The organism is Holophagales bacterium (assembly GCA_016719485.1).
GTDB lineage: Bacteria > Acidobacteriota > Thermoanaerobaculia > UBA5066 > UBA5066 > UBA5066.
This window is the reverse complement of the sequence record JADJZB010000030.1, coordinates 213,309-236,590: the sequence shown is the minus strand read 5'-3', so window position 1 is coordinate 236,590 and position 23,282 is coordinate 213,309. Positions and strand designations below refer to the sequence as shown.

Sequence of the window (23,282 nt, the reverse complement as noted above, 5' to 3'; positions counted from 1 at the left end):
CGCGGCATGAACCTCATCGAGATCCTCGCACTCGTCGCTCTCGCGCTCGACGTCGTGGCGCTCGTCCACGCGGTGACGCGGCACCTCGGCGTCACCTCGACCCTCGCGTGGATCTTCTTCATCCTCTTCCTCCCGGGCGTCGGCCCGCTCGCCTACTTCCTTCTCGCGAGTCCCCGCATCCGGACGACGCGACGGCGCAGGCGGCTCGCGGGGCAGGCGGTGCGCGACGCCATCCGCAGGAGCCTCGGGAGCGAGCCTCTTCCGGCGGAGGTGGACCACGCGTCGCCGCTGGCGCGTTCGGTTCTCTTCCTCGGGATGCGCCTGACGGGCCTCCCGCCCCGGGCGGGGAACCGCGTCGAGCTCCTCCTCGACAACGAGCTCGCCTTCCGCTCGAAGTCCGAGGCCATCCGGGGGGCCGAGCGTTCGGTGTGGGCCGAGTACTACATCGTCGAGGACGACGCGACGGGAACGGGCTTCCTCGCCGATCTCGCCGAGCGGGCGCGCGCGGGGTGCGACGTGCGGCTCCTCTACGACGCCGTCGGCTCTTCCGACATCCCCGAGGAGAGCCTCGGGAAGCTGCGCGAGGCGGGCGGGAAGACCGAGGCCTTCCTTCCGATCAACCCTCTTCGTCGGCGCTGGTCGATGCACCTGCGGAACCACCGCAAGCTCCTCGTCGTCGACGAGCGGATCGGCTTCACCGGCGGCATGAACGTCGGAGACGACTATTCGGCCGGGAGCTTCATCGTGTCCGGGTCCGGGCGCGGCCGCCGGAACCACCCCTGGCACGATGCGCACCTCCGGGTCGAAGGGCCCGCCGTCTTCGACCTGGCCACCGTCTTCGCCGAGGACTGGACCTTCGCCGCCGGCGAGCGGCTCGTCCCGTCGAGCATCCCGCTTCCAACGGACGGCGGGTCCGTCGTCGCCGTCCTGCCGAGCGGCCCGGACCAGGCCGCCAACGCGAATGCGCACGTGTACTTCTCGGCCCTTTCCGGCGCTCTCGAACGATGCTGGCTGACGACACCCTACTTCGTACCGGACGAGCCGACGGTCCGCGCCCTCTGCAACGCGGCCTACCGTGGAATCGACGTGAGGGTCCTCGTGCCGGCCGAGAGCGACGTTCCCGTGGCCCAGGCCGCCGGCCGCTTCTTCTACGGCCCGCTCCTGCGCTCCGGGGTGCGGATCTACGAGTACCTGCCCCGTGTCCTCCACGCCAAGACCGTCGTCGTCGACGGCTCCTGGGCGCTCGTCGGGTCTGCGAACCTGGACTTCCGGAGCTTCTCCCTGAACTTCGAGCTCGGCGCCCTCGTCTTCGACCGCGCCTTCGCCACGCTCCTCGAGGAGCGCTTCACGAGCGACCTCGCCCAGAGCCGCGAGGTGACACTCGCGTCGGTCGAGCGGCGCGGCTTCGCCGATCGCGCCCGGCTCGGCCTCGCCCGTCTCCTCGCGCCGCTGCTCTGAAGAGGAATCGCCATGAGACGTCGACCCGAAGGCCCCTCCGACCTCCCGTCCCGCCTCGAATCGCTCCGGAAGGCCAGGCCGGCCGCCGCCGAGGCCGAGGCTGCGCTCGAAGCGGCCGCCTCGCATGCGCCGGGCGATGCCGGAACCCTGGCCCGCCTCCACGAGGCGCTCCTCTTCCTCCGCGCCTACCCGCACTCGCCGCGCGTCCTCTCCCTCGCGGACGAGGCGCTCGGAAGCATCGGCGGGCACGTCGCTCGCCTCGCGGACGGGGGCGAAGACCTCTCGCCGCTCGACGACCCTGCCGTCTCCGGCCTCGTCGGCGTCCCCATCGCGATGCCCTTCTCGTGGGCGGCGGCCTCGTGGCTCGCGCGCCGCGACCCGGACCGTCTCCGCGTCGACTGGGACGCCGAGGACCTCCCCGACCGCCTCGCCGCGTTCCTGCCGCGCCTCGTCCCCGGCCTCGAGGAGCAGGCGCGGGTCGACGCGAACGTCCCGTTCCGCGACTACGTCGACGCGGCCCGCGGCACCGAGCCCGACGCCGCCTGGCTCGTCGGGAGCCTCGACGCGCTCTCGTACCCCTTCTCCGTCAAGGCGGAGCTTTGGGAAGCGACCGGTCTCCAGCTCTCCTGGCGACCTCGCCCCACCGACTCGCGCGGCCTCGCGCGATTCCCCTCTCCCGCCCCCTTCTGTTCCGACGCGCCCCTTCTCTCGCGACGCGACGTCTCCGTCGCCGCCGAGCTGGCCGCAGCCCCTCCGCCCCTCGTCCGCCTCTCCCCCCGGCAAGGTGCGGCCGTCCTCGATTCCGCCCGTGCAGCGATGGCCGTCCGCTACCGCGAGCTGCCAGCCTTTTCTTCCGGCGATCCGTCGGCCGTCTTCCGCGCCGACGTCGGCCGGGGCGTCTCGATCTTCGTCACCGGTCTCTGGTGCTCCGAACGTCTTCCGCTGCGCGCCGGCTTCGGGACCCTCTTCGCCCGCAACGGAGTGCCCGTCGGCTACGGCGACCTCCACGCCGCCTTCTCGCGCGCCGACGTCAGCTTCAACGTCTTCTACGCCTTCCGCGACGGCGAGTCGGCCTGGCTCTACGCCCGCCTCCTCGCCGTCTGCCGCGCCGTCACCGGCGCCGCCCAGCTCTCCGTCGACCCCTACCAGGTCGGCCTCGGCAACGAAGAGGCGATCTCTTCCGGCGCGTTCTGGTTCTACAGAAAGCTCGGCTTCCGCTCTTCCGACCCTTCCCTCGAACGCCTCGCGGCCCGCGAAGAAGCCCATCTCGCCGCCTCTCCCGGCCGTCGGACGTCCTCCGCCACGCTCCGCCGTCTCACTACCGCCCCCCTCCTCTACGACGTCCCCGGCGAGACCTGCGCCCTCCCCGATACCTTCCACCTCCGCGACCTCGTCCTGACCGCCGCCCGCCGCATGGCCGCCTCGGGCCTCTCCCCCGACGCCTTCCGCGAGCGCGCCACCCGCCGCGTCGCGAGAGCGCTCGGCCTTCACCCGCTCTCTCCCGGCGAGAGCGAAGCGCTTCGCCGCCTCGCCCCCCTCCTCGCCCTCCTGGACGACCTCACCACCTGGTCCCCAACCGACAAGAAGTCCCTGGCGGCCCTCCTCCACGCGAAATCAGGCCGCGACGAGCGCGCCTACCTCCGCCGCCTCCGCGCCCACAAGCGCCTCGAAGCCGCCCTCCTCCACGCCGCGACCGCACCTTCACCCGCGATCGCCTGACGGACTGCCCCATCTCCCGTTCCGAGCCCCAGGCGAGCGCAATGCCGTGCGGACATCCGAGGTAGCGCATACGGGATTTGAACCCGTGTTACCGCCGTGCGGGGGGGTGCGGGGGGTCTCCCCCCGCCGTCAAAGACAGCCCGGCCCGCCGCCCTCTCACGGCGGTAACGGCAACGATCTCTGAAGCCGGTGGAACCTCGGATCAGGGTTGGTAGCGCATACGGGATTTGAACCCGTGTTACCGCCGTGAGAGGGCGGCGTCCTGGACCCCTAGACGAATGCGCCGTTCCGGTCCCGATCGGCGGAAGGCTCTCCGCGCGAGGGCGGAGTTTGTACCACGGGTCCGCCGGGCTCCGCAAGCGCACCCCCGGCAGCGCACCCCCGGCCTCCGGCTCACCGGGGGGCCGCCGGCCCCGGGGAGCCCCCGGGGCCGGCGCAGAGCCAGGTCAGTCGGCGGCCCGCGCCCAGCGGAGGATCTCGGGCAGCGTCGGCTTCTTGCCGTACATCAGGATCCCGACGCGGTAGACCCGCCCGGCGAACCAGGCGACGCCCCAGATCGACAGGAGGAGGATTCCGATCGACAGGGCGATCTCCCAGGCCGGCGGCGGCTGCACCGAGATCCGCATGAACATCAGGAGCGGGGCCGTGAAGGGGAAGAGCGAGAGGACCCGCGCCAGCGTCCCGTCGGGCGAGTTGAAGGCGAAGAACCACATCGTCGACGCCAGGATGAGCATCATCCCGGGGATCATCACGAGCTGCTGCGCCTCCTGCTCCGTGTTGAACGGCGCGGCGAGGGCGGCGTAGAGCCCGGCGTAGAGGAAGTACCCGAGGAGGAAGAAGACGACGAACGCGAGGATCGTCGCCCCGGGGATGCTCGGGATCGTCCCGCCCGCGACGCCCATGAGGCCGACGATGCCGGGAAGGGTCAGGGTGAAGGCGAAGAGCCCCCACACCGCGTACTGCGTCAGGCCGACGAAGCCGATGCCGATGATCTTCCCGAGCATCAGGGTCGTCGGCTTCACCGACGAGATGATGACCTCGACGATCCGGTTGTTCTTCTCCTCGAGGACGCCGCGCATGATGAAGGCGCCGTAGATGAAGATGGAGATGTAGATCAGGAAGAAGAGGACGCCGGAGACCGCGAGGTTCACGCCGACGTTCTTGGCGTCTTCCGAGGTCTCCTTCTCCGTCGCCTCGTGCGGGTCGAGCTTCACCGTGAGGCGGGCCCTCTCGTAGACGGCCGGGTCCACCCCCTGGTCCTTCATGCGCTCCTTGGTCCCGGCGCGCGCGAGAGCGCGCTCGACCGACTCGCGGAGGATCATGTCGGCCTTCACCGACCGCGCCCGCCACTCCACCTTCCCCGTCTCGAGGCCGTCGGCGGGAATCACGATGTAGGCCTTGATCTCCTTCTTCTGGACCCGTTCGTTCAGCGCCGTACGGACGGCGGGGAGCGTCTCGGCCGTTCCCGCCACGTCGAAGAACGTGATCCTCGCCGGCATCCTGCGGGACTTCTCCTCGACCTTGCCGTCCTTCTCGTCGACGTCCGAGACCGCCTTCTGCTCGAGGACCAGCGGCTCGTAGAGGCGGCCCGTCAGGTCGACGACGCCGATCTTCCCTTCCGGGATGAGGGTCGAGGCGAGGATCACCTGGAGGTAGACGAAGACGAGGCCGAGCAGCGGGATGAGGATCGTCCCGATCCAGAACCCCTTCGTCTTGATCTGCTGGAGGTACTCGCGGCGGATGACGTGAAGGAGCTTCCTGTTCATCGCCGTCTCCCTACCGCAGCTCTTCCGTCGTTGGGGCCGCCAGGCCCGACTCCTCGACGGCCTTGATGAAGATCTTCTCCAGCTCCGGCTCCGGCTCCACGGGCGGCGGGAGCGGCACCCGGTCGCGGTAGGCGTGCTTGATCTCCTTCACCGTCCCGTCGAGGAGCTTCCTCCCGCGGTAGATGAGGGCGATGCGGTCGCAGAGCTTCTCGGCCTGCTCCATGACGTGGGTGGAGAAGACGATCGTCTTGCCCTGCTTCTTGAAGTCGGCGAGGAAGTCCTTCACGAGGACGACGTTGATCGGGTCGAGGCCGGAGAACGGCTCGTCCAGGATGAGGACCTCCGGGTCGTGGATGATCGTCCCGAGGAACTGCACCTTCTGCTGCATCCCCTTCGAGAGCTCCTCGGTCTTCTTGCCGAGCCAGGGGCGCAGGTCCATCACGTCGATCCACTTCTCGAGGCGCGCGAGGGCGGTTTTCTTCTCGACGCTCTTGATCGCGGCGAAGAAGAGGAGCTGGTCGATGACGGTCATCTTCCGGTAGAGCCCGCGTTCCTCGGGGAGGTAGCCGATCCGCTCCTGCATCTCGTCGGCGAGGGGCTCGCCGAGGACCCGGATCGTCCCCTCGTCGGCCTTCGTGATGTTCATCGTCATCCGGATCGTGGTCGTCTTCCCGGCCCCGTTCGGCCCGAGGAGACCGAACGTGAGCCCGACCGGGATCTCGAGGTCGAGCCGGTCGACGGCGGTGTACTTCCCGAAGCGCTTGGTCACACCCGAGATCGAGATCGCAGAGGCCATCCTGGGTTCCCCTCCCCGCCCTTTGTTACGTTGCGGCAGCCGGGGAGTTTACGTGCGGTCCCCGGGGGCTTGCATTTCTCCACGCGCCGGGTTACCTTTCTTGGCCCGCGTGCGCCCATAGCTCAACTGGATTAGAGCGTTTGACTACGGATCAAGAGGTTGGGGGTTCAAGTCCTCCTGGGCGCACCACCTCTTCCCCCTCCTCCGGCGAAGCCCGGCCGTAGACTCGGCCCGCCGGCCCGCCCTGGAGGCTCCATGAACATCGACGCGGCGCTCAGGAAGCTCGGCGACCTCGAAAGGTCGCTGGCGGACCTCTATCTCTGGTATTCGGAGGTCTTTTCCTCCGATCCCGAGGCCGCCTTCGCCTTCTTCAAGATGGCCTCGGAAGAGAAGGGGCACGCCAGCCTCGTGGAGTACCAGCGGCGGATGGTCCAGAAGACCTCGGCCCACTCGTTCGACCTGGACATCGACCTGGGGAGCATCGAGGCGGCGCTGGAAAAGGTGAAGGTGCTGCGCGCGAGCCCCGGAATCCCGACGGTGGACGACGCGCTCCGGGAGACGCTCCTGATGGAGCGGTCCGCGGCCGAAAGCCACTACCGCAACGCGCTGAAGTCGGCCAACCCGGAGATCGGCCGCCTCCTCGACGCCCTCGGCGGGGAAGACAGGCTGCACGTGACGCGCGTCAGCGAGCTGGCGCGGCGGCGGGGCATCACGCTCCCGGAGCCGGCTGCGGCCTGAGGAAGGGGAGTCCCGGCCGCGCCAGGCCGGGACCCGGCGCCGAGGTCCGTCACGAGGGCCTGGGATTTCAGCAGGGCGAGGACCGCTTGCTAGACTGCCGGGTCGTCTTCCGACACGGCGGCGCCCGCAGGGCGGCAGGGGGTGTGGATGAGCGGACACCTCTCCCGGGCACGGCAGTTCCTGCTGTCGGGAGTCTCGTACGCGATTCCGTTCGTGGCGGCCGGGGGGATCCTGATCGCCGCGGCGATCGCCTTCGTCCCGATGACGCCGACCGGGCCGGACTTCTCGAACGCTCCGCTCCTGAAGACGCTCCTCGACATCGGCTCCGCAGCGTTCGGGCTGCTCGTGCCGGTCCTGGCGGGGTACATCGCGTTCGGCATGGCCGACCGGCCCGGCCTCGCCCCGGGCTTCGTCGGAGGGGCGATCGCGGCACAGGTCGGCGCGGGGTTCCTCGGCGGCATCGTCGCAGGGCTCCTCGCGGGGTTCGTCGTCCTGGGGGTGAAGAAACTGCGCGTGCCGGCGTTCGTACGGCCCGTGATGCCGATCCTCGTCATCCCGGTCGCCGGTTCGGTCGTCGTCGGCTTCCTCATGTACCGCGTCGTCGGCGTGCCGATCCAGCAGCTCATGGCGTCGCTCACGGCGTGGCTCCGGGCGATGAGCACCGGCTCGGGCGTCGTCCTCGCGCTCGTCCTCGGGGCGATGATCGCGTTCGACATGGGCGGCCCCGTCAACAAGGTCGCGTTCTTCTTCGGCGCGGCGATGATCAAGGAAGGGAACGTCGCCGTGATGGGCGCCTGCGCCGCGGCGATCTGCGTCCCGCCGCTCGGCCTCGGGCTCGCGACGCTCCTCGGGCGGAAGCTCTGGACCGACGAGGAGCGCGACGCCGGGTGGGCGGGCCTCGCCATGGGGATGATCGGGATCACCGAGGGAGCGATCCCCTTCGCGGCATCCGACCCGGTGAGGGTCATCCCGACGATCATGGCCGGGTCGGCGGTGGCGGCCGTCGTCGCGACGCTCGGCGGCGTGGGCGATCACGCGCCCCACGGCGGACCGATCGTCCTGCCGGTCGTCGACAACCGGCTCGCGTACGTCGTGGCCATCGTGGCCGGCTCGCTGACGGTCGCCCTCGTCATCAACGCGCTGAAGAAGCTCGCGGCGGCCCGGAAGGGCCGGGAGGCGGAATGAAGATCGTCGCGGTGACGGCCTGCCCCACCGGGATCGCCCACACCTACATGGCCGCCGAGCGGCTCGAGAAAGCCGCGAAGAAGCTCGGGCACGCGATCAAGGTCGAGACGCAGGGGGCCATGGGAATCGAGAATGCGCTGACGGGAGCGGACGTGAAGGGAGCCGACGTCGTGATCCTCGCCGCGGGGATCGCGATTCGCGACGCCGGCCGCTTCGAAGGGAAGCGCGTCGTGGAAGTCGCGGTCCAGGAGGCGATCCGGAACCCGGAGGGGATACTGGCCTCTCTCGGAAGCTGAGGACGCGCGGACGTGGCCGTCGAGATCGCCTTCTCGTTCCCGCTCGCGGGCGGCCTCCACGCGCGGCCCGCGAGCCGGCTGCAGGAAGAGGTGGTCCGATTCCGGGCCGCGGTGACCTTCCTGAACCGCGCGAGCGGCGCCTCGGCGAGCGCGCGCAGCGTCCTCGCGCTCGTGGCGACGCGGACGGGGCACGCAGAGCCGTGCGTGCTCCACGTCCAGGGCGACGACGAGGCCGCCGCGGCGGAGGCCCTCCGGCGCTTCGTGAAGAAGGTGCTCCCGGGGCTCGACGAGGCGCCGGCGGCGAGGGTGCCGACCGGCGGCCCGCTCCCCCGGGCGCTCGCGGTGTCGGGGGCTCGCGTCCACCGTGGCACGCCGGCAAGCGGAGGCGTCTTCCGGGGCCACGCCGTCGTCGTCGCGGCCCGGGCGAGAGGTGCCGCTGACGAGCGGACGGGAACGGCAGAGGACGAGCTCGGGCGGCTCGAGACGGCGTTCGACCGGGCGGCGTCCGGGCTCCGCGCGCGGCGCGACGCCGCCGAGTACGACACGGAGAGGGAGGTCCTCGGGGCCCATCTCTCGATCGCGGAGGACCCGGGCCTCCGGACCAGGGCCGCGGCCGCGGTCTCGGCCGGGGCGGGGGCCGCCGCGGCCGTCTTCTCCGCGGCGGAGCACTTCGCCGAAGTCTTCCGGGCGAGCGGGAGCGCGCTCCTCGCCGAGCGGGCGCTCGACATCCACGACGTCGCCGAGGCGGTGGTCCACGCCCTCGCGGGCGACGCGCCACCCGAGCCGCCGGTCGTCCTCGGCGACGACGCGATCGTCGTCGCCGCACGGCTCGGGCCGGCCCAGCTCCTCGCCCTTCCGCGTGCCCGCGTGCGCGGCCTCGTCCTCGCGGAGGGCGGGACGCTCTCGCACACGGTCGTCCTGGCGCGGGCGTTCGGGGTGCCGTGCGTGACCGGGGTGGACGGAGTCGACCGGGTCCTCGCGACGGGGGACGAGCTCGTCGTCGACGGCGAGCGGGGGCTCGTCGTCGCCGCGCCGAAGGAGGCCGTCGCCCGCTTCTACGAGGGGCAGACGGAAGCCCTCGCGGCGGCCGCGCGGCGGCTCGAGAGGTTCCGGACGGCCCGGGGCGTCGCGGCCGACGGCCGGCGGATCGAGGTCGGGGCGAACGTCGGCACCGTGGAGGAGGCGCAGTCGGCCTTCGAGAACGGCGCCGAGGGAATCGGCCTCTTCCGCACCGAGCTGATGTTCCTCGACCGGGACGAGCCGCCCACCGAGGAGGAGCAGTACGCCATCCTCGCCGGGACCGCGCGTCTCGCCGCCGGGCGGCCGGTCATCGTCCGGACGCTCGACGTCGGGGCCGACAAGCCGCTCTCCTGGCTGCGCCTTCCGCCCGAGCGCAACCCGGCGCTCGGCTACCGCGCGATCCGGATGTACGCCGAGCACGCCGAGCTCGTGGAGCGCCAGCTCAGGGCGATCCTGCGCGCGGCGGCCATCGGGCCGGTGAAGGTGATGTTCCCGATGGTCGGCACGCCCGAGGAGGCGCGGGAGCTGCGCGCCCTCGTCGAGAAGGTGAAGGGGCGCCTCGCCGCGGAGAGGGTCGCGCACGACGCCGCGATCCAGGTCGGGGTGATGCTGGAGATCCCCTCGGCCGTTCTCTCCCTGCGGGCGATCGCGCGCGAGGTCGACTTCTTCAGCGTCGGCTCGAACGACCTCGCGCAGTACCTCTTCGCGGTCGACCGTGAGGACACGCGGCTCGCCCACCTCGGGAGCCCGTTCCACCCCGCGTTCCTCCGGATCCTGTCCGAGGCCGTCGAAGGGGCCCACGCCGCGAGCCGCTGGATCGGCCTCTGTGGCGAGCTCGGGGCGCGCCCGCTCGCGGCGCCGCTCCTCCTCGGGCTCGGCTTCGACGAGGTGAGCGTCTCGCCGCCGCGCGTCCTCATGGCGAAGGCCGCGTTCCGGCGGACGACGACCCGCGGCGGACGGGCGCTCCTCGCCGAGGCGCTCACGAAGGCGACCGCGGGCGAGGTGGAGGCGCTCCTCGTCGAGCGCGTCCCCGCCGCACGCGCCCTCGTCGATGCCATGACGGTGCGGGTCGTGTCGCGGAGCCGGAGCCGCGACGAGGCGATCCGCGAGCTGGCGGACGTCCTCCAGCTCACGGCGCGCGTCGACGACGCGGACCGTGTCGAGGACGCGATCTGGGCCCGCGAGGAGACGGCCTCGACGGCGGTCGGCTTCGGCATCGCGATTCCGCACTGCGTCTCTCCGCACGTGAGGGCCGACTCGATCGCCGCCGTCCGCCTCTCGCCCCCGGTGAAGTGGGGTTCCGCCGAGGACCGGGTCGAGCTGGCGATCCTGATCGCGGTGCGGCCGGGGGCGGCGGGAGCCCGGCACCTGAGAACGATCGCGGCCCTTTCCCGCCGCCTCTGCGACGACACGTTCCGGGAAAAGCTCCTCGCCGCGCCGGACGACGCGGCGGCCGCCGACCTCCTCTCGGGAGCGACGGGAACCGGAAAAGGAGACTAGGCCATGCGGCTTCACGCGGCCCTTCTCGCGACCTTCCTCGTCACGGCGGGCGGAGCCTGGAGAGCCTCGGGAGCCGCGGGAGCCGCGGGAGCCGAGGTCCCGCCGGCTCCGGAGCTGCACGTCGTCGCGACCGCGCACCTCGACACGCAGTGGCGCTGGACGGTGAGGGACACGATCGACGACTTCCTCCCCGAGACGATGCGCGGGAACTTCGCCCTCTTCGAGAAGTACCCCGACTACGTCTTCACCTTCGAGGGGGCGTTCCACTACGCGCTCATGAAGGAGTACTACCCGGCGGAGTGGGAGCGGCTGAAGGCGTACGTGAAGGCGGGGCGGTGGAAGGTGGCCGGGAGCTGGGTCGACGCGGCCGACACGCACGTTCCGTCGCCGGAGTCGCTCGTGCGGCAGACCCTCTACGGCAACGGGTTCTTCCGGCGGGAGCTGGGCGTCACCTCGCGCGACGTCTTCCTCCCCGACTGCTTCGGCTTCTCCTTCGCGCTCCCGTCCGTCGCGGCCCACTGCGGCCTCACGGCCTTCTCGACGCAGAAGCTGACGTGGGGCGCGGCGATGAAGATCCCGTTCGACGTCGGGCTCTGGGAAGGGGTCGACGGCTCCTCGCTCCTCGCCTCGATCAACCCGGGCGACTACGCGGCGGAGCTGAAGGGGAACCTGACGCTCGACCCGGACTTCTACGCGGCGATCGACCGGCAGGCGGCGCTCTCGGGGCAGCCGGTGGCGATGAAGTACTTCGGGACGGGAGACGTCGGCGTGCCGCCGCTCGAGCCCTCCGTCGACTGGCTCCAGAAGAGCGTCCACGGCCCGGGGCCCCTGAAGGTGCGCAGCGTCGCCCCCGACCAGCTCGCGAAGGACCTCGCCGCGCGGCTCTCTCCCGCCGAACGCGCGCGCCTCCCGCACTACCGCGGCGAGCTCCTCCTCACGTCGCACGGGGCCGGCTGCTACACGTCGCAGGCGGCGATGAAGTCGTTCAACCGGACGAACCAGAGCCTCGCCTTCGCGGCCGAGGCGGCGGCCGTCGCCGCGGACGGGCTCGGCGGCGCGGCGTACCCGCGGGAGGCGCTGGGCGAGGCGTGGGTGCGCTTCCTCTGGCACCAGTTCCACGACGACCTGACGGGGACGAGCATCCCCGAGGCCTACACGTTCTCCTGGAACGACGAGACGATCTCCGCCGGCGCGTTCGCCGACGTCCTCGGCTCCTCCGTGGGCGCCGTGTCGCGCGCGCTCGACACGCGGGGCGCAGGGGTTCCCCTCGTCGTCTTCAACCCGCTCGCGCTCGAGCGGGAGGACGCCGTGGAGGCTCTCGTCCGCTTCCCCGGCGAGGCGCCGCGGGCCGTCCGCGTGACGGGCCCGGACGGCCGCGACGTGCCGGCTCAGGTCGTCTCGAGGGACGGCCCGTCCGCCACCGTCGTCTTCGTCGCGCGCGTGGCCCCAACATCATTCTCTGCATTCACGGTCGCCCCGTCGTCGGCGCGCCCGACCACGGGCGAAACGAAGGTGACGGCGTCCTCGCTCGAGAACACGCGCCTCAGCGTGCGGCTCGACGCGGTTGGGAACGTCGCCTCGGTCTTCGACAAGCTCCTCGGCAGGGAGCTCCTCTCGGGCCCGCTCGCCCTCCAGCTCTTCGAGGACGAGCCCCGCAAGTGGTCGGCGTGGGAGGTGGAGTACGCGGCGCTCTCGGCCCCGCCGCGCGAGGTCGTCGCCGGGCCGGCGAAGGTCCGGGTCGTCGAAGAGGGGCCGGCGCGGGTCGCGCTCGAGGTCGTCCGGACGGCCGCGGGCTCGACGTTCACGCAGACCCTCCGCCTCGCCGCAGGGGCGGCGGGTGACCGCCTCGAGATCGTGACCGACGTCGACTGGAGGACGAAGGCGACGCTCCTGAAGGCCGCCTTCCCGCTCGCCGCGGCGAGCCGGACGGCGACGTACGACCTCGGGCTCGGCGTCGTCGAACGCGGGACGAACCGCCCGAACGCCTACGAGGTCCCGGCCCAGCAGTGGGCCGGCGTCGCGGACGCGTCGGGCGTCTTCGGCGTCGCGGTCCTCAACGACAGCCGGCACGGCTGGGACCGGCCCGACGAGAAGACGCTCCGCCTCTCGCTCGTCCACACGCCGCGCGTCGTCAAGAGCTGGGACTGGCTCGCCGACCAGGCCTCGAACGACCTCGGCCGCCACCGGGTCGTCACCGCGGTCACGGGACACGCGGGGGATTTCCGCGCGGGGCGGGTCGCGCACTCGGCCGAGAGGCTGAACCAGCCGCTCCTCGCGTGGCAGGCCCAGGCGCACGAAGGGGCGCTCGGAAAGGAGTACGCGTTCCTGCGCCTCGAGGGGATGCACGGCAAGCCGCCGGTCTCGGTCCGCGCGCTGAAGGTGGCCGAGGAGTCGGACGAAGTGGTCGTGAGGCTCCAGGAGCTCTCGGGGCTGCCTCTCGACGGGGTGCGCCTCCGGTTCGCGCGGCCCGTCGTCGCCGTGAGAGAGGTGAACGGCGCCGAGGAGCCGGCCGACGTCGCGGGGACGGGCGGCTTCCTGCCGGGCGCACCGGCCGCGCCGCCGGCGCTGAAGGGCGGAGCGGTCGAGCTCGCCTTCGCGCCGTTCCGCCCGCGGACGCTCGCCGTGAGGCTCGCCCCCGAGGCCGCGCGCCTCGAGCCTCCCGTCGCCGTCCCGCTCGTCCTCCCGTGGGACCTCGACGGCATCAGCCGGGACGAGGCGCGCAAGGACGGCGACTTCGACGGACAGGGACGGAGCCTCGCGGGCGAGCTCCTCCCGGCCACCGTCGTCTCCGGCGGGATCCCGTTCCGGACGGGACCACAGGGGCCGGGTGAGAAGAACGTCCTCGTCGCGCGCGGGCAGAAGCTGGCGCTCCCGGCCGGCGACTTCGACAGGGTCTACCTCGTCGCGGCCGCGATCGGAGGCGACCGGAGAGCTCCGTTCGGCGTCGACGGGAAGGCGGCGGCGCTGACGGTCCCCGACTGGGCCGAGCCCGTCGGGCAGTGGAACAACCGGATGGTCGGCGGCGCGCGGGTCGACGAGGCCGATGGGATCGCGCCCGCCTACGCGAAGGAGACACCTCTCGCGTGGGTCGCGACGCACCGCCACGGCGCGCGCGGCGAGAACGAGGCGTACGCCCTCGCGCACCTCTTCCGCCTTCGGCTCGACGTCCCGAAGGGGGCCCGCGAGCTGACGCTGCCCTCGGACGAGAGGCTCCGGATCCTCGCCGTCACGGCGGCGCGGAACCCGAACGACGCCGTCCTCTCCGCGCAGCGCTTCCTCGATCCTGGCGCGGCAACCGTCGTCCACTTCGAAACGCCTGGCGCGACGTTCGTCGAGAGGACGTCCGTCGTCCTCACCTCGCCGACGCCGGGCGCGACGATCCGCTTCACGCTCGACGGGAGCGTGCCGTCGCCGGACGCGCCGGTCTACACGGGGCCGATCCCGCTCGAGAGGACGGCGACCGTGAGGGCCCGCGCCTTCGCGCCCGGGCGCGACGACCGGTTCGTCGCGTCCTCGACCTTCACCAGGGTCGTGCCGAGGGACGCGGCGAAGGTGGACGCCTCCTCGCTCGCGCCGGGCCTCTCGTGCCGGCTCTACGAGGGCGAGTGGAGGAAGCTGCCGGACTTCGCCGCCCTGACGCCGGCGCGGGCACTCGTGATCCCGACGGTGGCGCTCACCCCCGAGATGCCGAAGGAACGGTTCGGCCTCGTCTGCGCGGGCTACCTCGCGGTGCCCGCCGACGGCCTCACCACCTTCTCGCTCCGGGCCGAGGACGGGGCCCAGCTCCTCGTCGACGGCGAGAGCGTGATCGGGAACGAGCCGACCGACTACCTGAGCCGGCGCGGCGCAGCGGCCCTGCAGGCGGGCCTCCACGCGGTCGAGGTCCGTTACTTCCAGCGCAACTTCGTGGCAGGCCTCGGCTTGCGGATGGACGCGCCGGGCGAGTCGCTGACGCCGGTCCCGCCGAGCCGCCTCTTCCACGCCCGGTAGCGACCGTGGCGTGAGGTCGACTTACGTGGCAGGCCCGTCCTCGCCCTCGAGGCGAATCGGACTCTGCATGCCGGGGAAGCGCCCCTTCCGTCCGGCGTAGAACGCCCGGACGAAGTCCATGTCGGCGCCGAGGTCGCCGGTCGGGACCAGGAGCGGGCCGAGGCCGGCCCTGCGGGTGCCCCAGTCGAGGAAGGAGAGGCAGACCGGGACGTTTGCGGTGCGGGCGACCCAGTAGAAGCCGCTCTTCCAGTGCGTCTGGCTCGACCGCGATCCCTCGGGCGGTATCGCCAGGATCAGGCGGTCGCGCGCAGCGAAGAGCGCCGCGAGCTGCTCGACGCGGTTTCCACGGGACCGCCGGTCGACCGGGATTCCGCCGAGCAGCCGCAGCAGGCCGCCGAACGGCGGGAGGAAGAGCGTGTGCTTGCCGACCCACGACGGCCACATCCCGAAGGAGAGGCCGCAGAGGAGCATCAGGACGAGGTCCCAGTTGCTCGTGTGGGGCGCCGCGATCAGGACGAACTTCGGCTCCGCGGGGAGCGATCCTTCGAGCCGCCAGCCGAACGCGCGGAGGAGAAGCCGCGCCGGCGGGCCGAAGAGACGGGCCCAGAGCGGCCGGTGCGGGGCGGCCGGGGTGGCGGCGTCGGAGGCGGAGTCCCGGGTCGGGGTATCGTTCGGCATCGGCGGGGACGCGGAGAATACCCGAGGGGGTGATTCGGGCCCCCGCGTCCCGTAACCTACGCCCCGTGACCGTGCGTGGCCTGCTCGTGGCGATCCTCGATCAGGACGCGGGCTTCATGCGCGAGGCTCTCCGCGCGGCGCGGCGGGCCCCGGCGCACCGCGACGTGCCGATCGGGGCCGTCGTCGTGAAGGACGGCCGCGTCGTGGCCCGCGCCCGCAATCGCCGCGAGGTCGACCACGATCCGACGGCGCACGCCGAGGTCCTCGTCCTGCGTCGCGCGGCCCGGCGGCTCGGGACGTGGCGGCTCGACGGCTGCACGCTCTACGTCACTCTCGAGCCGTGTGCGATGTGCGCCGGGGCGATCGTCCTCTCGCGCCTTCCCCGTCTCGTCTACGGGGCGTCCGACCCGAAGGCGGGTTTCGCCGGTTCGCTCGGGGACCTCTGCCGCGACGAGCGCCTCAACCACAGGGTCGAGGTCGAGGCGGGCCTCCTGGAAAAGGAGTGCGGGACAATCCTCAGGGAGTTCTTCCGTGAGCGCAGAAGACAGTCGACCCGCTGACCGGGGGGCGTTCTCGCCCCCGGAGGCCCCCACCTTTCGATGCCCCTCCTGCGGCGCTCCCGCGGCGCGGGACGCGCGCGGCTGCGTCCACTGCGGGTCGCTTCTCGCGACGAAGCGCTGCGTCACGTGCTTCGCCCTCTCCCCGCGGGAGGCCGAACGCTGCGTGAAGTGCGGCGCGCTCCTCCCGGCCGCGGCCTTCGTGGCGGAGGGGTCGGGCCGCTGCCCCGACTGCCGTCTCGACCTCGTCGCCCACGCCTTCGGTGCCGTCGGCTACTCGGAGTGCCCCCGCTGTGCCGGCCTGTTCCTGAAGCGGGAGGCGTTCGAGGCGGTGACGAAGGACGCCGACACGCGGGCGAAAGTGCGCCTCGCCGAACCTCCGGCGGAGGCCGTTCCGACGGCGCCGGCGGCGCCCGGGAAGAAGGCGAGCGGCGCGCTCCCGGCCGTGAAGTACCGCGCCTGCCCCTCCTGCGCCAAGCTCATGAACCGGTCGAACTACGGCGGCGGGTCCGGAATCGTCCTCGACGCCTGCCGCGACCACGGGCTCTGGTTCGACCGGGGCGAGCTCGCCGCGATCGTCGCCTTCCTCGAGAAAGGGGGCTGGGACCGGATCCGCGCCAGGGAGAGGGAGAAGCTCTCCGAAGAGGTCCGCAACCTTCAGACCAGGCGCGACTTTTCGCGATCGGTCGGGATGCCGACCTCCGACTGGGACAGGAACCAGCAGGGGCTGGACGCCCTCGGAGGGATCGCCGGGCTCCTCACGGCGCTCGCCGGGTGGTTCCTGAAGCGCTGAAAACGAAAGGGCCGCCCTGGTGGGCGGCTCCGAAGTCCCCGGGACAGATCAAATGGCGGTGAGGGTGGGATTTGAACCCACGGTAGCCTTTCGACTACACCAGTTTTCGAGACTGGCCTGATAAACCACTCCAGCACCTCACCGCGATCGGCCTCGGAGCGGGCGGGAGAGGATATCGCAAGGTCCCCCCAGGGGGAAGCCCGTCAGTCGAGAAACGTGACCAGGAGCTTCATCTTTGCCGCGCGGCCCCAGTCGAGGGTCTTGACCTTCATGGGGATGTTGAAGGTGTCCTCTTTCTCCTGCTTGCCGAGCTTCGTCGACCGGCCCACGTCCGCCAGGACCCCGCCGGCGTCGTCGAGGAGCAGGGCGCGGACCTTCACCTTCTGCCTGGTCCACCCGTCGTTGCGGTAATAGAAACGGAGGAGGACCCAGGTCTTGTCGTCCGGGTCCTTCGTCCGGGCGTCCTCGACGTCCTCGGGCTTCGGGTCGTTCTGGGACTCCAAAGCGAAGACCGCCGACTTCTCGAATGAGATCGTCAGCGGGACGCGGGTCGCTCGGGGGACGTCGACCGTCTCCTCGACGAGCTTTCCCGCGGCCGCGGCGGGCATAGCGGTCAGGAGCGCGAGGGCTGCCGCGAGGGCGGTCGGGGCGAGGCGGAAGAAACTACGGGCCATCACGTTACCTGATACGGCGCCGGAGGCGTTCGCGTTTGCCCCCGACGGCCTCTTCTGCGAGATCCTGCTGCGAGATCCTGCTTGACGGAACGGCGCAGGCGGGGCAGAGTCTCCGTCCCCGCGGACGTGGACAGGTGTCCGAGCGGTTTAAGGAGCACGGTTGGAAGCCGTGTGTAGTCGAAAGGCTACCGTGGGTTCGAATCCCACCCTGTCCGCCACGTTCGTTCTGCCCGGAGCGACCCGTTTTTCGCCCGCGGCCGGGGTCCGCTGTTCTAAGATCCCCCGCCCGGGCCCCTGGGTGAGTTCGGGTCCCGCGCGACGATCCCCCTCGAAACGTGTCAGGTCCGGAAGGAAGCAGCACTAAGAGGAACGGATCGAGCGCCGCGGATCACCCGGACTCATCGAGGGGCTCGGCTTCTTTCATGACGACGAACACCTTCGTTCCCCTCGCGAGAAAGTGGCGACCCCGGACGTTCACGGACGTCGTGGGACAGCCCGAGATCGTCCGTGCCCTGACGAACGCCCTGACCCAGGACCGGATGGCCCACGCCTACCTCTTTTCGGGGCCGCGCGGCGTCGGGAAGACGACCTCGGCGCGCCTCCTGGCCGCCGGCATCAACTGCCGGTCTGCCGCCGGTCCGACCCCGAGCCCGTGCGGGACGTGCGAGTCGTGCCAGGAGGTCCTCGAGGGGCGGTCCATCGACGCCCTCGAGATCGACGGCGCCACGCACGGCAAGGTCGACCAGGCGCGGGACCTGATCGAGATCGTCGGCTACGCGCCGGTGAGGGATCGGCGCAAGGTCTTCATCATCGACGAGGTCCACGCCATCTCGGCCGCGGCGTTCCAGGCTCTCCTGAAGACGCTCGAGGAGCCGCCGTCACACGCCGTCTTCATCCTCGCGACGACGGAACGGCACAAGATCCCCGCGACGATCCTCTCCCGGTGCCAGCGCTTCGACTTCCGCCGGCTGACAGACGCCGAGGTCGCCGATCGGCTCGCCGAGATCGCCCACCGCGAGGGGTACGCCGTCGACGCGGCGGAGAAGCCGGCGCCCTGGGTCGAGCCCGCAGCGCTCGCGGCCCTCGCCGCCGCGGCGACGGGGAGCCTGCGCGACGGGCTCTCGCTCCTCGACCAGGCGGTCGCCCAGACGAGCGGCCGCGTCACCGCGGCGGACGTCGCCCTCCTCCTCGGCTCCCCCGACCGGACCGCCCTGGTTTCCCTCCTGGCGGCCGTCCTCGCCGGCGACCGGGCGGCGGTCCTCAGGGGCGCCGCCGAGCTGGAGGCCGCTGGCTCGGATCCGCGCGCGACGACCCACGACCTGACGGCCCTCGTCCGCGGGGCCGTCCGGTTCGCCGCGGACCCGTCGGCGCCCGGCGTGGCGGGGATCTCCGAGGACGGCTCCGCCACCCTCAGGGACATGGCGCGGACGACGCCCTACTCCACGCTCCTGCGGATACTGACGCTCCTCTCGGAGGCCGAGGGAATGCTCCGCCGCAGCGACGTCCCCGCGCTCGCCCTCGAGGTCCTCCTCCTCCGGCTCGCCGAGCTGCCCGGCCTCATCCCGATCGAGGAGATCCTCGCCTCGGGAGCGTCTCTTCCCCTTCCAGCCGCGCGGGCCGCCGCTCCGGGGCCCCTCGCTTCGTCCGTGCCCGCGCCGCGGCCCGCGTCCCCGCCGGTCGAGCCGCTCCGCCGGACCCTCGCACCCGAGCCCCGCCCCGCCCCGGCCTCCAGCGAAACCCCGCGCTTCGTCGGCCTGACCCCGCTCGAAGTGGCAGAGCCGGAGCCCGAGACCGTGGCCGACAGCGTGAACGCCTTCCGCGAAGCGGTGGACAAGCGGCACTCGAACCTCGGCGCGGCGCTCGAGGACGTCTCCGTTTCCATCGACGGCAAGACGGTCCGCCTCGTCCTCGACCCCCCCAGCCCGCCCCTGGCCCGCAGGCTCGGAGAGCCGGCGATGAAGAAGGCCCTCGACGAGGCGGCCATCGCCATCCTGGGGCCGAAGGCCCGCGTGGTGATCGAGAGCGCCGAGCCTGCCGGGGGCGACCTGACGGCCGCCGCCGCCTCCGCCGACCCCGGGACGATCGAGCGCGAGAACCTGAAGAACCGGGCTGCGGCCGACGACAGGGTCCGGAAGATCCTCGACCTGTTCGACGGCGAGATTGCCGACGTGAAGCCCGACGAGCGCAAGCCGTGACGGCCCTCCCGGCGCTCGCGCGCCTCGTCGCGGCGCTGGAGCGCCTTCCCGGAATCGGCCCCAAGAGCGCACGCCGGATCGCCCACTTCCTCCTGGTGGCGCCCCAGGCCGAGGCCGCGGGGCTCTCCGGGGCCGTGCTCGAGGCGCGTGAGAAGACCCGTTCGTGCTCCGTCTGCCACGCGCTGACCGAGGAGGACCCGTGCGGCCTCTGCACCGACCCCTCGCGCGACGCAGCGCTCCTGGCGGTCGTGGAGGAGCCGTTCGACGTGGAGGTCCTCGAGCGGACGCGGGAGTTCCGGGGGCGCTATCACGTCCTCGGGGGCGCCCTCGCCCCGCTCCGGGGAATCGGCCCCGACGACCTTCACGTGACCGGCCTCCTCGAGAGGGCGGCCGCGGGCGTGACGGAGGTCGTCCTGGCGACGAACCCGAACGTCGAAGGGGAGGCGACCGCCCTCTACCTGGCCCGGCGGCTCAAGCCGCTCGGGATCCGCGTCACGCGCCTCGCGTTCGGCCTTCCCGTCGGCGCGGCGATCGAGTTCGCCGACGAGGTGACCCTCGGGCGATCCCTGTCGGGCCGGCGGGAGGTCTAGCGGCAAGTGGCACGGGACCATCGGTTACACTAGCGAGGATCGGCGCCATATGACGGATTTCGTCCTCTTCGACGAAGAGTTTCAGCAGATAAAGGAAGTCATCGGGCGGCTCAAAGCAGACGCCCAGGCGAAGGTCGTTTTCATCGTCGACAAGAACGGCCAGCAGATCGCCGCCCAGGGCGACCTCGAGAGCCTCGACACGACCTCCCTCGCCTCGCTCACCGCCGGCAACGTGGCGGCGACGGACGGCCTCGCGAAGCTCATCGGGGAGAAGGAGTTCCCCGTCCTCTTCCACGAAGGCGAGAAGGACAACGTCTACATCGCCATCGTCGACCAGCGGGTGATCCTCGTCATCATCTTCGACGAGCACTCCTCGCTCGGCCTCGTGAGGCTCCGGGTCCGGAAGGCGACGCAGGATCTCGAGAGGATCTTCGTCGCCATCCAGCGGAAGGTCGAGGAAGAGAAGGAACGGCGGCACGAGGGGATCGACTCCCCGTTCGCCGAGATCACCGACGAAGACATCGACAGCCTCTTTCGGGAGTGAGCATGAGAGCCGCGCCTCGTCGACACCCTGAGGGAACCCTCCGCCGCGCGGGGGATTGTCTGAGAGTGCCGAAGCGATGACGTTCATCAACTACGCCGCCCGCGAGATCAACTGCAAGATCGTCTACTACGGTCCCGGCCTCTGCGGGAAGACGACGAACCTGCAGTACATCTACGACCGGACCAATCCCGCGGCGAAGGGGAAGCTGATCTCCCTGGCGACCGAGACCGACCGGACGCTCTTCTTCGACTTCCTCCCGCTCGACCTCGGCACGGTGCGCGGCTTCAAGACGCGTTTCCACCTCTACACCGTTCCCGGGCAGGTCTTCTACGACGCGAGCCGCAAGCTCATCCTCAAGGGTGTCGACGGGGTCGTCTTCGTCGCCGACTCGCAGGAAGCCCGGATGGACGCCAACGCCGAGTCGCTGCAGAACCTCGAGAAGAACCTCCGCGATCACGGCTTCGACCTGGCGACGATCCCCTACGTCCTCCAGCTCAACAAGCGGGACCTCCCGACGGCCATCCCGGCCGACGAGATGTACCGCCAGCTGAACACCAAGGGCGAGCCGACCTTCGAGGCCACCGCTCCGACCGGCGTCGGCGTCTTCGACACGCTGAAAGCCGTCGCGAAGCAGGTGCTGATGGAGCTTCGGAAGAAGTAGTCCCGGAAGAAGCGGCCCCGGGTATTCCCTCTACTCCTCGGGCAGCTCGTTCTCCGACTCCTCCATCCGGACGCCGCCCGGCAGGAGGTACTTCAGGACGAGGTCCGCGAAGCGCTCCGCGAAGGAAGACCGGGAAAGGACGTCGTCGAATCCGGCGGCGAGGGCCTTTTCCTTCAGGTCCTTTCGGGCCATGTCGAAGTAACCCACCACCGGCACCCCGGCCGTCGCCTTGGTCTTCTTCAGGCGGGCCATCGCCTCGAACGGGGGCATCTTCAGCGCCAGGTCGACGACGATGATGACCGGCGCGCCCGGCTCGAGGGCGCCCGCGGCTTCCGCGGGGTCCGAGAGGAAAACGGTCGTTGCACCGACGGACCTCACCGCGTTGTCGATCTTCGACCTCCAGAAGGGGTCTTCGACCAGGGCGATGACCTTGCGATTCATCGGGGCCTCCTAGGGCAGACGTCAGATTGGCCGCGGATGCTGCTCCTCCGCACGGCAGGGACGCCCCGAGTATAGGCCCGCCGGGCACGGCGGGCCGCCGGGTGCGCTCAGCGGCGGAAAAGGGGCAGCAGCGTCGGCTCGAGCCGGCGCAGGAGCTCCGCCGTGGCGTCGACGTCGCGGCGGCAGTAGTCGAGGATCTCGGGAAGCCGCCCCTCGGCGTAGGCGTCGCCGACGGCATAGCCGTGCATCTCGGCCGACTTGGGCGACGGGATGCCGAAGGCGACGCAGGCGGCGTGGAGCGAGGGGCGGGTCCCCGCGGCCCCCTGGAAGGTGAGGATCTCCATCAGGTCGACGTGGGACTCGACCGAGTAGCGGTAGCCGGCGAGGCTGCGCGACGGCGCCACGCCGTGGATCGCGCTCCTCACGGAGAGGAACGGCCCGTCGAAGGAGCGGCCGTTGAACGAGACGAGGCGGTCGAACTTCGTCGCCGTCTCCCAGAAGCCCGCCAGGAGCGTCTTCTCGTCGCCGCCGATCTCCTCGAAAAGGCCGTCGCGGGAAGGGCGCGACGAGACCTCGGGGGCCTCGTACCAGACCTTTCCGTGCCCCGTATCGGGGTTGAGGGCGGCGATGACGATGACCTTTGCGGCATAGGGGGAGAGCGACCGCCAGTCCTTCTTCGACCTGTAGCTCTCGCCGTCCTCGGCGCCCCGCGTCAGCCACTCGCGCACGAGCGGATCGAGGTCGAGCCACGGCAGCCCGACGGTCTCGATGTCAAATACCAGCGTTTTCACCGGAACTCGCCTCCCGGCGCCGGAGCTTCGCTCGGGGTGAGGGAGGGCTGGGGCACCGGGATCGTCGCGACCGGGGCGGGCGGAGGCGCGACCGGCCCGAGGCGCGCCTCGAGCCATTCGATGGTGGCGGCCCTGGCCGCGGGCTCTTCCCGCAGGAGCTCGAGCGCGTGCGCGGTGCCCGAATAGAGCGCCGTGGCCTTCGGCTCCCGTCCCACGGCATCCAGCGCCTGCGCGGACTCGGCACGGCCGGGGTCCTTCTCGGAGGCGACCACGAGGAGACCCCGCGGCGTCTTCGGACGCGTGCCGGCGAGCTGCTCGAAGCGTTCGGCGTTCGGGGAGACGGCGACCGCGGACTCGGCCCAGCCGGTCGCCGTGGCGAGCGCCGCGAGGTTGCCGGAGAGCGAGAACCCGACGACGGCGAGGCGCGAAGACCGGCCGCGCAGCCAGGCGCAGGCGGCTTCGACGTCGCGCGGGAAGCCGCTCGGCGACGACTGGAGCGACGGCGAGGTGCCCATGCGCGCGCCGCCCTTCCAAACCGACTCGCCGTGGCCGCGCAGGTCGAGGGCGAGCGTCGAGAAGCCCCGGGCGGTGAGCTCGTCGGCAAGGTCTGCCAGCTCGCGGCGCTCGCGGGAGAACGCGTGGAGGAGGAGGACGGCGGGGGCGGACGCCCCGGCGGGCGAGGGCTTCCACGTCGCGACCAGCTTCACCCCGTCGCTCGACGGGAACGTCACCTGGAACGGGTCGTGGGGCCGCGGCACCTCCGGGATCGGGGCCGCCTTCTTCTTCGTCCGCCTCTTCTTCGTGGCGGCATCTGCGGGCGAGGAAACGGCCGCCAGCAGAACGACGAGGGCCACGAGGGGAGCCACGAAGGGCGAACGACACTTCACGCT

At 71.5% G+C, this 23,282-nt stretch carries 20 protein-coding genes, 4 tRNA genes and 1 other RNA gene; 16 read left to right on the top strand and 9 right to left on the bottom strand.

Going from position 1 to position 23,282, the window contains the following annotated elements; all coding sequences use genetic code 11:
* The first annotated feature begins 6 nt into the window (after nt 1–6).
* Nucleotides 7–1,458, top strand: a complete 1,452-nt coding sequence (gene cls, locus IPN03_22660; GenBank protein ID MBK9376441.1) for a cardiolipin synthase — start codon at nt 7–9, stop codon at nt 1,456–1,458.
* A 12-nt stretch (nt 1,459–1,470) separates the two neighbouring features.
* Complete coding sequence (locus IPN03_22655; protein MBK9376440.1) at nt 1,471–3,177, top strand: hypothetical protein; 1,707 nt, start codon at nt 1,471–1,473, stop codon at nt 3,175–3,177.
* 209 nt (nt 3,178–3,386) lie between these two features.
* Here the strand turns inward: IPN03_22655 and IPN03_22650 are convergent.
* From IPN03_22650 to IPN03_22640, 3 genes are all read right to left on the bottom strand, one after another.
* Nucleotides 3,387–3,462 (bottom strand) — tRNA-Glu (locus IPN03_22650).
* A 161-nt stretch (nt 3,463–3,623) separates the two neighbouring features.
* Nucleotides 3,624–4,943: an ABC transporter permease gene (locus IPN03_22645; protein MBK9376439.1), complete on the bottom strand. Its 1,320-nt coding sequence runs from the start codon at nt 4,941–4,943 to the stop codon at nt 3,624–3,626.
* A gap of 10 nt (nt 4,944–4,953) precedes the next feature.
* A complete protein-coding gene (locus tag IPN03_22640; protein MBK9376438.1) occupies nt 4,954–5,739 on the bottom strand; it encodes an ATP-binding cassette domain-containing protein in 786 nt (261 codons plus the stop codon).
* 111 nt (nt 5,740–5,850) lie between these two features.
* Here IPN03_22640 and IPN03_22635 point away from each other — a divergent pair.
* The 6 genes from IPN03_22635 (at nt 5,851) to IPN03_22610 (ending at nt 14,468) form a co-directional block, all read left to right on the top strand.
* Nucleotides 5,851–5,928 (top strand) — tRNA-Arg (locus IPN03_22635).
* Nucleotides 5,929–5,994: 66 nt separating this feature from the next.
* Nucleotides 5,995–6,477 carry a hypothetical protein gene (locus IPN03_22630; protein MBK9376437.1) on the top strand — a complete coding sequence of 161 codons (483 nt, stop codon included), beginning with the start codon at nt 5,995–5,997 and terminating at the stop codon, nt 6,475–6,477.
* Nucleotides 6,478–6,624: 147 nt separating this feature from the next.
* Complete coding sequence (locus tag IPN03_22625; GenBank protein MBK9376436.1) at nt 6,625–7,662, top strand: PTS transporter subunit EIIC; 1,038 nt, start codon at nt 6,625–6,627, stop codon at nt 7,660–7,662.
* Nucleotides 7,659–7,958 carry a PTS fructose transporter subunit IIB gene (locus tag IPN03_22620; protein MBK9376435.1) on the top strand — a complete coding sequence of 100 codons (300 nt, stop codon included), beginning with the start codon at nt 7,659–7,661 and terminating at the stop codon, nt 7,956–7,958. Before IPN03_22625 ends, IPN03_22620 begins: the two co-directional genes overlap by 4 nt.
* 12 nt (nt 7,959–7,970) lie before the next feature.
* Complete coding sequence (gene ptsP, locus IPN03_22615) at nt 7,971–10,478, top strand: phosphoenolpyruvate--protein phosphotransferase (protein ID MBK9376434.1); 2,508 nt, start codon at nt 7,971–7,973, stop codon at nt 10,476–10,478.
* A gap of 3 nt (nt 10,479–10,481) precedes the next feature.
* On the top strand, nt 10,482–14,468 hold the full coding sequence (locus IPN03_22610) for a chitobiase/beta-hexosaminidase C-terminal domain-containing protein (GenBank protein ID MBK9376433.1): 3,987 nt from the start codon (nt 10,482–10,484) through the stop codon (nt 14,466–14,468).
* 21 nt (nt 14,469–14,489) lie between these two features.
* On the opposite strand, the gene IPN03_22605 is transcribed toward IPN03_22610, so the two are convergent.
* The gene (locus IPN03_22605) at nt 14,490–15,146 is read right to left on the bottom strand and encodes a 1-acyl-sn-glycerol-3-phosphate acyltransferase (GenBank protein MBK9376432.1); all 657 of its coding nucleotides are present in this window, start codon (nt 15,144–15,146) and stop codon (nt 14,490–14,492) included.
* 116 nt (nt 15,147–15,262) lie between these two features.
* On the opposite strand from IPN03_22605, the gene IPN03_22600 reads away from it, so the two are divergent.
* Nucleotides 15,263–15,706, top strand: coding sequence for a nucleoside deaminase (locus tag IPN03_22600; GenBank protein ID MBK9376431.1), 444 nt, complete (start codon nt 15,263–15,265; stop codon nt 15,704–15,706).
* On the top strand, nt 15,678–16,496 hold the full coding sequence (locus IPN03_22595; GenBank protein MBK9376430.1) for a zinc ribbon domain-containing protein: 819 nt from the start codon (nt 15,678–15,680) through the stop codon (nt 16,494–16,496). The genes IPN03_22600 and IPN03_22595 overlap by 29 nt, the downstream gene beginning before the upstream one ends.
* 53 nt (nt 16,497–16,549) lie before the next feature.
* On the opposite strand, the gene IPN03_22590 is transcribed toward IPN03_22595, so the two are convergent.
* Nucleotides 16,550–16,639 (bottom strand) — tRNA-Ser (locus tag IPN03_22590).
* Between the two features lie 60 nt (nt 16,640–16,699).
* Nucleotides 16,700–17,170, bottom strand: a complete 471-nt coding sequence (locus tag IPN03_22585; protein ID MBK9376429.1) for a hypothetical protein — start codon at nt 17,168–17,170, stop codon at nt 16,700–16,702.
* 128 nt (nt 17,171–17,298) lie between these two features.
* Here IPN03_22585 and IPN03_22580 point away from each other — a divergent pair.
* The 6 genes from IPN03_22580 to IPN03_22555 all read left to right on the top strand — a co-directional run bounded on the left by IPN03_22580 (nt 17,299) and on the right by IPN03_22555 (nt 21,160).
* Nucleotides 17,299–17,388: transfer RNA gene (locus tag IPN03_22580), tRNA-Ser, on the top strand.
* An 84-nt stretch (nt 17,389–17,472) separates the two neighbouring features.
* Nucleotides 17,473–17,571, top strand: an RNA gene (gene ffs, locus IPN03_22575) — signal recognition particle sRNA small type.
* 21 nt (nt 17,572–17,592) lie between these two features.
* Entirely contained in the window at nt 17,593–19,365 is a 1,773-nt protein-coding gene (gene dnaX, locus IPN03_22570; protein ID MBK9376428.1) for a DNA polymerase III subunit gamma/tau, read from the top strand.
* Entirely contained in the window at nt 19,362–19,955 is a 594-nt protein-coding gene (gene recR, locus IPN03_22565) for a recombination protein RecR (protein MBK9376427.1), read from the top strand. Before dnaX ends, recR begins: the two co-directional genes overlap by 4 nt.
* A gap of 49 nt (nt 19,956–20,004) precedes the next feature.
* Nucleotides 20,005–20,499: a roadblock/LC7 domain-containing protein gene (locus IPN03_22560; GenBank protein MBK9376426.1), complete on the top strand. Its 495-nt coding sequence runs from the start codon at nt 20,005–20,007 to the stop codon at nt 20,497–20,499.
* Between the two features lie 76 nt (nt 20,500–20,575).
* The gene (locus IPN03_22555; GenBank protein MBK9376425.1) at nt 20,576–21,160 is read left to right on the top strand and encodes a GTPase domain-containing protein; all 585 of its coding nucleotides are present in this window, start codon (nt 20,576–20,578) and stop codon (nt 21,158–21,160) included.
* A gap of 30 nt (nt 21,161–21,190) precedes the next feature.
* On the opposite strand, the gene IPN03_22550 is transcribed toward IPN03_22555, so the two are convergent.
* From IPN03_22550 to IPN03_22540, 3 genes are all read right to left on the bottom strand, one after another.
* Entirely contained in the window at nt 21,191–21,601 is a 411-nt protein-coding gene (locus tag IPN03_22550; protein MBK9376424.1) for a hypothetical protein, read from the bottom strand.
* Nucleotides 21,602–21,708: 107 nt separating this feature from the next.
* A complete protein-coding gene (locus tag IPN03_22545; protein ID MBK9376423.1) occupies nt 21,709–22,392 on the bottom strand; it encodes a ribonuclease H-like domain-containing protein in 684 nt (227 codons plus the stop codon).
* Nucleotides 22,389–23,246, bottom strand: coding sequence for an alpha/beta fold hydrolase (locus tag IPN03_22540; GenBank protein ID MBK9376422.1), 858 nt, complete (start codon nt 23,244–23,246; stop codon nt 22,389–22,391). Before IPN03_22540 ends, IPN03_22545 begins: the two co-directional genes overlap by 4 nt.
* Between the last annotated feature and the right edge of the window lie 36 nt (nt 23,247–23,282).